The organism is Rhizobium sp. CB2179 (assembly GCF_057653455.1).
In genome coordinates this window covers 3,462,610-3,476,220 of sequence record NZ_CM172781.1, presented here as the reverse complement: position 1 = coordinate 3,476,220, position 13,611 = coordinate 3,462,610, and the positions used below count along the sequence as shown (strand labels likewise).

Here is a 13,611-nt window from a genome sequence, read left to right as displayed (position 1 = left end):
AACTCTTGGCATCGTTTTGAAGCATTGAGCGGAACCGTCCATGTCCAAACCCCGCATTCTCGTCACCCGGCGCTGGCCAGCCACGGTGGAAAGCGTCCTTGCCGCGCGTTTCGATGTGACGTTCAATCGTGACGATATCCCGCTCGGTGAAAACGAGCTGCGGCTGGCGCTCTCAACCTATGATGCAGTATTGCCGACGGTTTCCGATCGGTTGCCCGCCGCCGTCTTCGACGGCGTGCCTGGCGTCACCAAGATCCTTGGCAATTTCGGCGTCGGCTACAATCACATCGATATATCCGCTGCCAGGAAGAGAGGCATTGCGGTCACAAATACGCCGGGCGTGCTGACCGACTGCACGGCCGATATCGCCATGTTGCTGCTGCTCTCCGTTGCCCGGCGCGGCGGTGAGGGCGAGCGGCAGCTACGCGCTGGTGAATGGAAGGGCTGGTGTCCGACGCATATGGTCGGCACCAAGGTGACCGGGAAGACGGTCGGCATTATCGGTTTCGGCCGAATCGGCAAGGCCTTCGCGCAACGCTGCCATTTCGGCTTCGGCATGGATGTGGTGTTCTTCAACCGTTCACCGATCGATCCGGCCGAGGCGGCGCGTTATGGCGCGCGGCAGCTGCCGACGATCGAGGCTGTGCTGGCGGTGGCCGATTTCGTCTCGCTGCATTGCCCAGGTGGAGCAGAGAACCGGCACCTGATGAATGCGGCGCGGCTTGAGGCGATGAAGCCGGGCGCCTTTCTCATCAATACGGCGCGTGGCGACGTGGTGGATGAGGCGGCGCTAATTGCAGCGCTCAAGGCGGGCACGATCCGCGGCGCCGGGCTTGACGTCTACGAGGCGGAACCTGATGTGCCGGAGGCGCTGCGACGGATGGAGAACGTTATGGTGCTGCCGCATCTCGGCAGCGCCACGGAAGAGACGCGGACCGCCATGGGTATGAAGGTGGTTGACAACGTGACGGCGTTTTTCGAGGGCAGAGATGTGCCGGATCGGGTGGTTTAGCGCCTAGAGCATGATGCCGAAAAGTGTGAGCGGTTTTCGGACGACATCATGCTCTAACTATTTAATTTAGAACAGGATTCAGATTTTAGGCCGAACAGGCCTAAAATCATCCTGTTCTAGCCTCCAACACCATCTTACATCTCGTACAGCACATGCGTGGCTTTCACGGCGGCCGAGGCGCGGTTCTCGACGCCGAGCTTCACGTAAATCTGTTCGAGGTGTTTGTTCACCGTCCGCGCCGACAGTCCCAATATTTCACCGATGTCGCGGTTGGCCTTGCCCTTGGCGATCCAGAGCAGCACTTCGGATTCGCGCTGGGTGAGTGAGAAGCGCTGGCGCAGCACCTCGTCGTCGCTGCGCTGACTGGCGGCGGTGAGGCGGAAGAGATATTCGTCAGGGCCGATTGCGCCGAGGAAGGCGAGCTGCAGCGCCGCCTGGCCGGCATGGGCGATCGAGATGATGCCGTCGCGCACCGCGGCGACGCGGTCGCGCATCCAGCCGGCGATATGGCGGACGACGATTTCCATGCCGTCGTCGCTGCCCATGGCGGCATTGACCAGACGTGTTGCTTGCGGCGTTGACCAGTGGATGGCGCCGTCGCCCTTGACTGCCAGCAGATGGCGGCCGGCCGCGTCCAGGGCGATGCGGGCGCTTTGGGCCGAGCGAGCGTTGCGCAGATGGACGCGGATGCGGGCGCGCAGTTCATCGATGTTGATCGGTTTGCTGAGATAATCGACGCCGCCCGATTCCAGCGCGTGCACGACATGCTCGGTCTCGGTCAGGCCGGTCATGAAGACGACAGGCACCTGCGCTACCGCGGCATTCGCCTTCAGCCGGCGGCAGGTCTCGAAGCCATCCATGCTGGGCATGACCGCGTCGAGCAGGATGAGATCGGGCGTGATGCGCTCGACGATACCAAGTGCCGCCGTACCCGATGTGGCGATCAGCACGGAGAAGCCGGATTGTTCGAGCGCGTCAGTCATGAAGCCGAGAGCTTCGGCCGAGTCGTCGACGAGCAGAACGATGTCGCGGGGGAGGGCCGGCTCAGCCAATGGATTCCACCTTTTCGTCGAAGTCGTGCAGGAAGGTCATGAAGCCGGCGAGATCGAAGGCGGCGACATAGGCGCGAAGTTCCTCCGTGAATGGCTGATTTGCCTCCACCTTGGCAAGGTCCGAAAGCTTGGCTTCGATGCCTCTGATATAGCCGATCTCGCCGAGCCGCAGCAATTCTTGCACATGGGCAGCACCTGGGCTCAGCATCGGCGCTTCGATCTTGACAGGAACGGCTGGTGTGGCATCGGCATAGATCCATGCCAGGCCAAGATGCAGGGCGAGCTTGTCGCGCAGCTGGCGGATGTCGACCGGCTTGCCGATCGCATCGTTGTGGCTGTCGTCACTGTCGCTGAGAACTGCCGCATCACCGATATTGGCCGACAGCATCAGCACCGGCGCTGTCTGTCCGGCCTCGCGCAGACGCGAGACGAGCTGCCAGCCGTTCATGCCGGGCATCAGAATATCGACGAGGAAAAGATCCGGCATGATGCCCTCGATCAGCGTCAGGCATTCGCCGCCGCCTGCTGCCGTCAGCACGATGAAATCGAGCGGCGCCAGGATCTCGCGCATCATCTCGCGGTGGTCCTCGTTATCATCGACGACGACGATCGTGCGGCGCGGGCCGTCATAACCGACGATGCGCTTCTCCTGCGGCGCTGCGGCCACGGCGCGCATGACGGCGGACAGCATCAGCCGGACGCGGAAGGTCGAGCCTTCGTCCTTCACGCTTGAAACCGAGATCTCGCCACCGAGCGTGTTGGTCAGAAGCCGGGTGATGGTGAGGCCGAGGCCGAGCCCCGGCATTGGCCGCACGCTTTCGGCCTCGCCGCGCTGGAAGGGTTCGTAGATGCGGGGCAGGTCTTTCTCGGTGATGCCTCGGCCGGTATCGGCGACGGTAAAGGTCGCGACCTGGCTGCGATAGCCGACATCGAAGGTGACGCTGCCCTCGTCAGTGAACTTGATGGCATTGGAGAGCAGGTTGACGAGAATCTGGCGCAGGCGCTTTTCGTCGGTGCGGACGAATTGCGGCAAGGCCGGCGCGCGCTCATGGATGAAGGCGAGCCCCTTTGCCTGCGCCTGTGGCCGGAACATATCGACGATCTGGTCGAGGAAATCCTGAATATTGATCTCGTTGGAATAGACCTGCAGGCGGCCGGCCTCGATCTTGGAAATATCGAGCAGGCCGTCGATCAGCCCCGAGAGGTGTTCGGCGCTGCGGCGGATGACCTTGATCGAGGACTGGCGCGGCGCCGGGATGGTCTCGTCGCGTTCGAGGATCTGGGCGTAGCCGAGCACGGCGTTCAGCGGCGTGCGTAATTCATGGCTGAGCCCGACGACATAGCGGCTCTTGGCGCGGTTGGCGGCCTCGGCCGTCTCCTTGGCGTTCTGCAGGGCAGCGTCGGTCTTCTTATGGGCGGCGATTTCCTTGAGCAGCAGCGTGTTCTGGCGCGAGGATTCCTCCTCGGCAACGACGCGGCTGTCATGGGCGAGCACATAGAACCAGCAGACGACGCCTGCGATCACCGAGAAGACGAAGAAGACGATGAAGATGGTGCGGTTGACGACCTCGGCCGTCTCAGGGGAGGCGGAGGCGACCTGATGGGCGATCATCGCCAGGATCGCGCCGATGGCGGTCAACGCCAGCACGACGGCGATGCCGTAGCGGCCGAGGCGCGTCGTCAGCTTCTCGATGATGGTTTCAGGCAGCAGCACCTTGGCGACGGTGCCGACCTGCGCATTGAAACGGGCGGCCGGCTTGCACATGTCGTGGCAGCGGCTGTCGAGCGAGCAGCAGAGCGAGCAGATCGGCGCGGCATAGGCCGGGCACCAGGCCATATCCTCCGGCTCGAAGGGATGCTCGCAGACCGAGCAGGTGATGTTCGTCAGGTTCTTCCAGCTCTGGCGCGGCTTGCGGGCGAGATAGAACTTGCCTTTCGTTGCCCAGGCGATGAAAGGCGAGGCGACCAGCGCGACGACGAGGGTAATATAGGGAGCGAGCGAGGCGGCGATCTCGCCGAAGGCACCGAAATGGGCAATCAGCGACACCGTCGCCGATAGCGTCATGGCGCCGAGGCCGACCGGGTTGATGTCGTAGAGATGTGCGCGCTTGAACTCGATGCCGGGGGGAGCCAGCCCCAGCGGCTTGTTGATGAAGAGATCGGCGGAGATCGTGCAGAGCCAGGCCATGGCGATGATCGAGAAGATGCCGAGCGTCTCCTCCAGCAGCCGGTAGATGCCAAGTTCCATCAAAAGCAGGGCAATCGCGACGTTGAAGACCAGCCAGATGACGCGGCCGGGATGGCTGTGGGTCAGGCGCGAGAAGAAGTTCGACCAGGCGAGCGAACCTGCATAGGCGTTCATCACATTGATCTTCAGCTGTGAGACGACGACGAAGGCCGCCATCAACAGCAGCGCGGCATTGTGCCAGGGGACCATGTAGCCGAAGGCGGTCAGATACATCTGCGCCGGGTCGGCGGCGCGATCGAGGGGGACGCCCGAGGTGAAGGTCAGCACGACCAGAAATGAACCGGCAAGTAACTTCGGCGCGCCGATGATGACCCAGCCGGGGCCGGCGAGAAAGATCGCCAGGCGGTGGCGCCACTTGCGCTGCGGGTCCGGCGGCAGGAAGCGCAGGAAGTCGGCCTGTTCGCCGATCTGCGACATCAGCGCCAGGATGACGGCGGAGGCGGCGCCGAACTCCACGAGATCGAACTCGGCGACGGTGCCGGGCGGGCCGGAGGCATGACGGATGCCGGCAAAGGCGCGCCAGAGATCGAATTTTTCCCAGTCCAGCAGGGCGATGAAGATGAAGGGCAGGATATTCAGCACTATCCAGAAGGGCTGGGTCATCAGCTGGAACTTGCTGATGAGCCGCACACCGTGTGTCACCAGGGGGATCACCATGACGGCGCTGATGATGTAGCCGATCCAGAGCGGGATGCCGAGGGTGAGCTCCAGCGCCCCGGACATGATCGAAGCCTCGATCGCAAACAGCATGAAGGTGAAGCTCGCATAGATCAGCGAGGTGATGGTCGAGCCGATATAGCCGAAGCCCGCGCCGCGTGTCAGCAGATCGATGTCGACGCCGTGGCGGATGGCGTAGCGGCTGATCGGCAGGCCGATCGCCAGCATGGCGATCGAGGCGACGATAATGGCGTAAAAGGCGTTGGTGGTGCCGTAGGAAAGCGTGATCGCGCCGCCGATCGCCTCCAGCGCCAGGAAGGAGATTGCGCCGATCGCCGTCTGCGAGATGCGCTGTGAGGAGAAATGGCGGGCGCTCTTGGCAGTGAAGCGCAGCGCATAATCTTCCAGCGTCTGGTTGGCGACCCAGCGATTATATTCGCGTCTTACCGGAATGATGCGTTGGCGCGCTGCCATGTCTTCCTTTCCGGCATTCCGGTTGGGCTCATCGTCTCTTCGGCAGTTTTGGCGGGATGGATGGGAAAGGCAAGAGGCGGGCACCGACTGGTTCACAGAATGGCAATATTTTTGCAATTGATCTTTCACATAACAGCTCTAACTCTCCGGCGTTCGTTCAACCATTTCGGGTATCACCATGTCTGTTTTAAGCTTTTGCCGCCTGAGCACCGCCCTCGTCTGCCTCCTTTCCATCGTGCCCTCGCTTGCCGGCGCCGAGCAGACCACGGCGGCGAAATCGCCTTATGCGCTGGCCGGAAACACCAACAAACGCGGTGACGCCTGCTTCTCGACGGTGGACACCAACGCTGCCGTTCACCTCCTCTCCGGCTTCCTGGAAATCTGGACCCCGCGCACGCCTTTCGTCGATGCGGGTGTCGAAGCCCCGGCCAAGGATAATTGCCCGGCGGTCGCCAAGACGGATTGGGACGGCATTCCTTCCAGCAAGACCGACGGCCATATCCTCAACCAGGCCGTCCATGACGCCAACATCGCCTATGTCGTCAAAGCAACGCGGGCGCGGACGGCCGATCAGGCCGTCGCCGCCTATCTCGACGATCGGCGCGGCAAGAATGCCAGCATCGTCGATGGCCTCGGTCCGCTGACGGATGCCTGGAAGGCCGGCTCGAAGCAGACCACCACGATCACCGAGGTGGCGGCCGACGCGACGACGGCCAAATATGACGACAAGGGCAACAATCGCGGCGCCGGCCGCAAGCCGGACACGGAAAACAAGACCGATGCCAATCCCGACATGGGCCTTGCAATCGACTTCATCAACGCCGCAAGCGGTGACGGCTCGACGGAGCCCGCAAAACGCTATTTCAAATATGGCCGTCCCTACCGCTGGAGCCAGGACGTGTCGGTCGTCCCGACGCTGGAGCCCGCCAAGAGCGGCAAGCCGGTCGAGGATGGTGGTTTCCCGAGCGGGCATACCGCGGAAGCCTGGCGGGATGCGCTCGCCATGGCCTATCTCGTGCCGCAGCGCTTTCAGGAAATGATCACGCGCGCCAGCGAGCTGGGTGAAGACCGTATTCTCGCCGGCATGCATTCTCCGCTCGACGTGATGGGCGGCCGCATGCTCGGCACCGCCACGGTCGTCTACAATCTGAACAAGGCCGACAATGCGGCGCTGAAGAGCGATGCCTACGCCCAGGCGCAGTCATGGCTCGTCGCCAAATCAGGCGTTGCGGATGCGGGTGCGCTCGAGGTTGCCGCCCACGCGGCACCGCTCGCTGCAGACCGTTTCGCCGATCATGACGCCAATCGCGCCTACGTGCTGCAGCGCCTGAGCTACGGCCTGCCGACGATCCATGCGACCGATCAACCGGCGCGCGTGCCGCAGGGCGCCGAAGCGCTTCTCGAAACGCGTCTGCCCTATCTGGACGGCGAGCAGCGCCGCGATGTGCTGAAGACGACGGAGATCGCCTCCGGCTATCCGCTGCTCGACGATGCGGAAGGTTACGGCCGTCTCAACCTGTTTGCCGCCGCCGACGGTTACGGTGCGTTCGAAGAGGACGTGACCGTGACGATGGACGCGGCAAAGGGCGGGTTCAATTCGATCGACACCTGGCGGAACGACATCACCGGCAGGGGCAGGCTGGTGAAGCGTGGCAACGGCATCCTCGGGCTGTCGGGCGCCAACAGCTATTCCGGCGGCACCATGCTGGAAGAGGGCGCGCTGGTGGCCCTGTCGTCGTCGGCCTTCGGTCGTGGCGGGCTGACGGTCAACGGTGGCTCGCTCGTTCTGGCGGCCGACAAGCCGTTGACCGTGAGCGGCGACTATCAGCAGCTCGCCAATGCCACGACGAAGCCGGCGCTCGGCGCAAACGGCGCGGGGACGCTGGTCGTCGAGGGCAAGGCGGCGCTGGCCGGCGACCTCGCCGTGACGCTTGTCGACGGTTATGCCCCGACGCCCGGAACGAAGATCGAAATCCTCAAGGCGGGTGCCGTGACCGGCACCTTCGGCAAGGTCACCGTCTCCGGCCACAAGGCGAGCCTCTCCTATGGCCCGACATCCGTCACCTTGACGATCGACGGATAATTTCCGGTATCGAGATAGGGCATCCCTGCTGCGAGGATGCCCTTCCTTCTCTGGCCTGCCTGTTTGACCCCCGCGCCTACGTCATTTTGCGTATGTGTTTTTGCGCTGCAGCACCCGATAGTCCCTTAAGCAACAGTTAATCTCCGTTTCCGGCCTGTTGCGGAACAAGAAGAGGGGCTCAACCAGATGAATCTCAGAACTACTATTGCGGGCGCTGCACTCGGCGCCGTCATGGCGGCCTCGGCTGCCTTCAGCGGTGCGGTTGCCGCCGACGATACGATCAAGGTCGGCATTCTGCACTCGCTTTCCGGCACCATGGCCATCTCCGAGACCACGCTCAAGGACGCCATGCTGATGCTCATCGACGAGCAGAACAAGAAGGGCGGCCTTCTCGGCAAGAAGCTCGAGGCCGTCGTCGTCGACCCGGCTTCCGACTGGCCGCTATTTGCCGAAAAGGCACGTGAGCTGATCCAGAAGGACAAGGTTGCCGCCGTCTTCGGTTGCTGGACGTCCTCGTCGCGCAAGTCCGTTCTGCCGGTTTTCGAAGAGACCAACTCGATCCTCTTCTACCCGGTCCAGTATGAAGGCGAAGAGTCCTCGCGCAACATCTTCTACACCGGTGCTGCTCCGAACCAGCAGGCCATTCCTGCTGTCGACTACCTGATGGAAAAAGAAGGCGTCAAGCGCTTCGTTCTCGAAGGTACGGACTACGTTTATCCGCGCACGACCAACAAGATTCTCGAGGCATACCTGATTTCGAAGGGTATTCCGAAAGAAGACATCATGACCAACTACACGCCGTTCGGCTTCTCCGACTGGCAGACCGAAGTTTCCAAGATCAAGGAATTCGGTTCGACCGGCAAGAAGACCGCCGTCGTTTCCACGATCAACGGCGATGCCAACGTTCCGTTCTACAAGGAACTGGGCAACAAGGGCATCAAGGCAACCGACATCCCCGTCGTCGCCTTCTCGGTTGGCGAAGAAGAGCTTGCCGGCCTCGACACCAAGCCGCTCGTCGGCCATCTCGCTGCCTGGAACTACTTCGAGTCGGTCGAAAGCCCGGCGAACAAGAAGTTCATCAAGGACTGGCACGCTTTCACCAAGAACGACAAGCGCGTGACGAACGACCCGATGGAAGCTGCGTATATCGGCTTCAATGCATGGGTTAAGGCCGTCCAGGCTGCCGGCACGACCGATACCGACAAGGTTCTCGACACCATTATCGGCGTCAGCGTTCCGAACCTCTCCGGCGGTTATGCGACCGTCATGCCGAACCACCACATCACCAAGCCGGTGCTGATCGGTGAAATCCAGGCCGACGGCCAATTCGAAATCGTCCAGCAGACACCTGCCGTCGTCGGCGACGAATGGTCAGATTTCCTGCCTGACTCCAAGGATCTGATCTCCGATTGGCGCAAGCCGATGTCCTGCGGCAACTTCAACGTCGCTACGGGCAAGTGCGGTGGCAAGGGCTCCTGAGTACGACTCCGATCCGATGATTGCCTGAAGGATTCCGTCCGGGTTTGATCCCGGGCGGAAGCTCCGTCCCAGCGATTGCGCCGCGAGGCCAACACTATCAAGGGCGAGAAAGCCGATGTATCGCGCCATAAAGATTTTCCTCATCACGGTTTGCCTGACATTTTCGGGCCTGACATTTTCGGGCGTGATAATCTCGAGCGAAGTCCATGCCCAGGATGATATCCACGTGCTTATCGACGCGCTCGGCGTCGGCGACTTCCCGGAACGCGAAGCGGCCATCAAGGCGCTGGTCGCTTCCAAGGATCCGCATGTCAGCCAGATCCTGCAGCAGTTGAGCGACGGCCTTCTCTACGTCAATTCCGATGGCGGCCCGGTTCTTCTCCAGGGCGGTACCGATGACGAACCGACCTATTCCGATCCGATCACCGGCGAAGCCGCTGCCGATGTCGATCCGGATCTGATGACGAAGGTGAAGATCAACAACGCGCTTCGCGGCGTCATCGGCGCCGCCACCAGCCAGCTGACGCTGATGAGCCCGGACCGCTCCGCGCGGCTTGCCGCGGCGCAGGGCCTCCTGAAAGATGCCGATCCCGCCAATCTCGACCTGCTGAACTCGGCGCTTGCGGCCGAAAAGGACGCTAAGATCAAGAATACGATGGAAGCGGCGCGCGCAGTGCTGCTGCTCAAGACGGATGCTAGCGTCGAAGACAAGAAGGCTGCGATCGATACGATCGCGGCGCGCGGCAATCGCGATGCGCTGACCATCCTCACGACCACACTCGAAACCGCGCCTGACGACCTGAAGCCGGCGATCCAGGCGGATATCAGCTCCATCAATCGCAGCCTGGCGCTGTGGGATATCGTCCAGAACATCTGGTACGGATTGTCTCTCGGCTCGGTCCTGCTGCTTGCCGCGATCGGCCTTGCCATCACCTTCGGCGTCATGGGCGTCATCAACATGGCGCATGGCGAAATGGTGATGATCGGCGCCTACACCACCTATGTGGTGCAGGAATACATTACTTCCGCCTTTCCTGAACTTGCCGATTATTCGCTGGCCTTTGCCGTGCCTGCGGCCTTCGTCTTTACCGGCTTCGTCGGTCTGGTGATCGAGCGCGCCGTCATCCGCTATCTCTACGGCCGGCCGCTCGAAACGCTGCTCGCCACCTGGGGCGTGTCGCTGATCCTGCAGCAGGCGGTGCGCAGCAGCTTCGGCCCGACCAACCGCGAGGTCCGCAATCCGACCTGGATGTCCGGCGTCTTCGATCTCGGCGGGCTCTCCATCACGTGGAACCGACTGTGGATCATCGTCTTTTCGATGGTGGTCTTTGTGGCGCTGCTCCTGCTGCTCAAACGGTCCGCCTTCGGCCTGCAGATGCGCGCCGTTACGCAGAACCGGCGCATGGCGTCGTCGATGGGCATCCGCACCGGCTGGGTCGATGCCTTCACCTTCGCGCTCGGCTCGGGCATTGCCGGCATCGCGGGCGTGGCGCTCAGCCAGATCGACAATGTCTCGCCGAACCTCGGCCAGAGTTACATCATCGACAGCTTCATGGTCGTCGTCTTCGGCGGTGTCGGCAATCTCTGGGGGACGCTGGTCGGCGCACTGTCGCTCGGCGTCGTCAACAAGTTCCTCGAGCCCTTCGCCGGCGCCGTGCTCGGCAAGATCCTGGTGCTCGTCCTCATCATTCTCTTCATCCAGAAGCGTCCGCGCGGGCTCTTCGCACTCAAAGGAAGGGCGGTGGAAGCATGATTACGGCCTTCCTTCTCCGATCACTCGATCGCAAGATCGTCATTGCCATCGCCCTCCTGCTTCTGGTCGCGGTCCTCGTGCCGGTCCTGAACCTGATGACGGGGCCGACCAATCCGCTGCACGTTCCGACTTATATCATGTCGCTGTTCGGCAAGTATCTGACCTATGCGCTGCTGGCGCTGGCGCTCGACCTCGTCTGGGGCTTCTGCGGCATCCTTTCCCTCGGCCACGGTGCCTTCTTTGCGCTCGGCGGTTATGCGATGGGCATGTATCTGATGCGCCAGATCGGCACGCGCGGCAGCTACGGAGATCCTGTTCTGCCCGACTTCATGGTGTTCCTGAACTGGAAGGATCTGCCCTGGTTCTGGTACGGCTTCAACCACTTCTGGTTTGCGGCGCTGATGGTGCTCGTCGTACCCGGCCTGCTCGCCTTCGTCTTCGGCTGGTTTGCCTTCCGCTCACGCGTCAACGGCGTCTATCTCTCGATCATCACCCAGGCGATGACCTATGCGCTGCTGCTGGCCTTCTTCCGCAACGACATGGGCTTCGGAGGCAATAACGGCCTTACCGATTTCAAGGACATTATCGGTTTCAACGTCCAGGCCGACGGCACGCGTGCAGCCCTCTTTGCAGCAACCGCGATCTTCCTGGCTCTATCGCTGCTGATCGCCTCGGCGATCGTGCGCTCGAAGTTCGGCAAGGTGCTGGTCGGCGTGCGCGATGCCGAAAGCCGCACGCGCTTCCTCGGCTACCGCGTCGAGCATTTCAAGCTCTTCACCTTCGTCGTTTCGGCGATGATGGCGGGCATTGCGGGCGCGCTTTACGTGCCGCAGGTGGGCATCATCAACCCGGGCGAGTTCGCCCCTGCCAATTCGATCGAAGTCGTCATCTGGACGGCGGTCGGCGGGCGGGCGACGCTGATCGGGCCGATCATCGGCGCGATCCTCGTCAACGGCGGCAAGACGATCTTCACCGGCCTCTTCCCGGAGTTCTGGCTGTTCGCGCTCGGTGGCCTCTTCGTTGCCGTCACGCTGTTCCTGCCGAAGGGCGTCGTCGGTACGATTTCGCAATATCTCGGCAAGCGGAAGCCTGTCTCCAAGGCGGGAACACCGGCGGCTGAGGAAGACGGTATCGAGCCGAAAATCCAGGCAGCGGAGTGAGCGCCATGATCCCCGACGTCAAACCCACCAGCGTGCTTTATCTCAATGGCGTGTCGGTTTCCTTCGACGGCTTCAAGGCGCTGAACTCGCTGTCGATCGTCATCGAGCCCGGTGAACTCCGCGCCATCATCGGCCCGAACGGCGCCGGCAAGACGACGATGATGGATATCATCACCGGCAAGACCCGGCCCGATGAGGGTGAGGTGTTCTTCAACGGCACGATCGATCTCACCAAGAAGGACGAAGCCGATATCGCTCAGCTCGGCATCGGCCGCAAGTTTCAGAAGCCGACCGTCTTCGAAAGCCATACGGTGTGGGACAATCTGGAGCTGGCGCTGAACCGACGTCGTGGTGTGTTCTCGACGCTGCTCTACCGGCTTTCCGGCGAGGACAAGGCGCGCATCGAGGAGATCCTCGGAACGGTGCGGCTGACGCATCGCCGCGACGAATTCGCCGCCAATCTCTCGCACGGGCAGAAGCAGTGGCTGGAGATCGGCATGCTGCTGGCGCAGGAGCCGAAGCTTCTGCTCGTCGATGAACCGGTGGCCGGCATGACCGATGCGGAGACGGCGGAAACCGCGATCCTGCTCAAGGATATCGCCAAAACCCGGTCGGTCGTCGTCGTCGAGCACGACATGGGCTTCATCCGTGACCTCGGCGTCAAGGTGACCTGCCTTGCTGAAGGATCGGTGCTGGCGGAGGGATCGATCGATTTTGTGAGTTCGGATCCGAAGGTCATCGAGAACTATTTGGGGCGGTGAGCGTCGTGTTTGCCGGATGCCCCTCACCCTAACCCTCTCCCCGTAGACGGGGCGAGGGGACGTGCCATGCGAGAGGTGGACGAGGGACGGACAGGTCGCGGTATATTCCCTTTTCCCCGCAAGCGGGGAGAAGGTGGCGGCAGCCGGATGAGGGGCAGCGGCCTGCTCCGACAGCAGTTTGAATGTAAAGGGAAACCGATGCTGACAGTCGAAAACGCAAACCTCCACTACGGCGCCGCTCAGGCGCTGCGCGGCATCTCGATCAAAGCGGAGATGGGCAAGATCACCTGCGTGCTGGGGCGTAACGGCGTGGGGAAGAGTTCTCTTCTGCGCGCCGTTACCGGCCAGCATCCGCTGTCGGCCGGCACCGTCACCTTCAATGAAACCAAGCTCAACGGCATGCCGCCCTTTGCCCGCGCCAAGCAGGGCATCGGCTATGTGCCGCAGGGGCGTGAAATCTTCCCGCTGCTGACAGTCAAGGAAAATCTCGAAACCGGCTTTGCTCCGCTTGGCCGCCGCGACCGCAACATCCCCGATGACATCTTCAGTCTTTTCCCGGTGCTGAAGTCGATGTTGTCACGTCGCGGCGGCGATCTTTCCGGCGGGCAGCAGCAGCAGCTGGCGATCGGGCGCGCCATGGTGACGCGGCCTCGGATTCTCGTGCTCGACGAGCCGACCGAGGGCATTCAGCCATCGATCATCAAGGATATCGGCCGGGCGATCCGCTACCTGCGCGACTCCACAGGCATGGCGATCCTGCTCGTCGAGCAGTATCTCGATTTCTGCCGCGAGCTTGCCGACTATGTCTACATCATGGACCGCGGCGAAATCGTGCATGAAGGGCTTGCCGAGACGCTGGATACGCCGGAGGCCCGCCGCCATCTGACTGTCTGACTGGCAGGTGCCGCATTTTGCAGCAGAGGGTGCGGTGC

Annotated in this window: 9 protein-coding genes; 7 read left to right on the top strand and 2 right to left on the bottom strand. The window is 62.2% G+C overall.

Going from position 1 to position 13,611, the window contains the following annotated elements:
• Positions 1-40: 40 nt before the first annotated feature.
• Entirely contained in the window at positions 41-1,012 is a 972-nt protein-coding gene (locus tag AC244Q_RS17365; protein ID WP_128406860.1) for a 2-hydroxyacid dehydrogenase, read from the top strand.
• A gap of 134 nt (positions 1,013-1,146) precedes the next feature.
• Here the strand turns inward: AC244Q_RS17365 and AC244Q_RS17360 are convergent, their stop codons facing one another.
• Both AC244Q_RS17360 and AC244Q_RS17355 read right to left on the bottom strand, forming a co-directional pair.
• The gene (locus AC244Q_RS17360) at positions 1,147-2,064 is read right to left on the bottom strand and encodes a response regulator transcription factor (protein ID WP_113546110.1); all 918 of its coding nucleotides are present in this window, start codon (positions 2,062-2,064) and stop codon (positions 1,147-1,149) included.
• On the bottom strand, positions 2,057-5,443 hold the full coding sequence (locus tag AC244Q_RS17355; RefSeq protein ID WP_113546109.1) for a hybrid sensor histidine kinase/response regulator: 3,387 nt from the start codon (positions 5,441-5,443) through the stop codon (positions 2,057-2,059). Before AC244Q_RS17355 ends, AC244Q_RS17360 begins: the two co-directional genes overlap by 8 nt.
• Before the next feature lie 178 nt (positions 5,444-5,621).
• Between AC244Q_RS17355 and AC244Q_RS17350 the strand changes: the two genes are divergently transcribed.
• The 6 genes from AC244Q_RS17350 to urtE all read left to right on the top strand — a co-directional run bounded on the left by AC244Q_RS17350 (position 5,622) and on the right by urtE (position 13,573).
• Entirely contained in the window at positions 5,622-7,526 is a 1,905-nt protein-coding gene (locus AC244Q_RS17350; protein ID WP_128406859.1) for an acid phosphatase, read from the top strand.
• 186 nt (positions 7,527-7,712) lie between these two features.
• Positions 7,713-9,005 carry an urea ABC transporter substrate-binding protein gene (gene urtA / locus AC244Q_RS17345; RefSeq protein WP_012758691.1) on the top strand — a complete coding sequence of 431 codons (1,293 nt, stop codon included), beginning with the start codon at positions 7,713-7,715 and terminating at the stop codon, positions 9,003-9,005.
• Between the two features lie 115 nt (positions 9,006-9,120).
• Positions 9,121-10,758: an urea ABC transporter permease subunit UrtB gene (gene urtB, locus AC244Q_RS17340; protein ID WP_128406858.1), complete on the top strand. Its 1,638-nt coding sequence runs from the start codon at positions 9,121-9,123 to the stop codon at positions 10,756-10,758.
• A complete protein-coding gene (urtC, locus tag AC244Q_RS17335; RefSeq protein ID WP_128406857.1) occupies positions 10,755-11,918 on the top strand; it encodes an urea ABC transporter permease subunit UrtC in 1,164 nt (387 codons plus the stop codon). Before urtB ends, urtC begins: the two co-directional genes overlap by 4 nt.
• Positions 11,919-11,923: 5 nt before the next feature.
• On the top strand, positions 11,924-12,679 hold the full coding sequence (urtD, locus tag AC244Q_RS17330; RefSeq protein ID WP_003561960.1) for an urea ABC transporter ATP-binding protein UrtD: 756 nt from the start codon (positions 11,924-11,926) through the stop codon (positions 12,677-12,679).
• A gap of 198 nt (positions 12,680-12,877) precedes the next feature.
• A complete protein-coding gene (urtE, locus tag AC244Q_RS17325; protein WP_128406856.1) occupies positions 12,878-13,573 on the top strand; it encodes an urea ABC transporter ATP-binding subunit UrtE in 696 nt (231 codons plus the stop codon).
• Positions 13,574-13,611 lie beyond the last annotated feature (38 nt).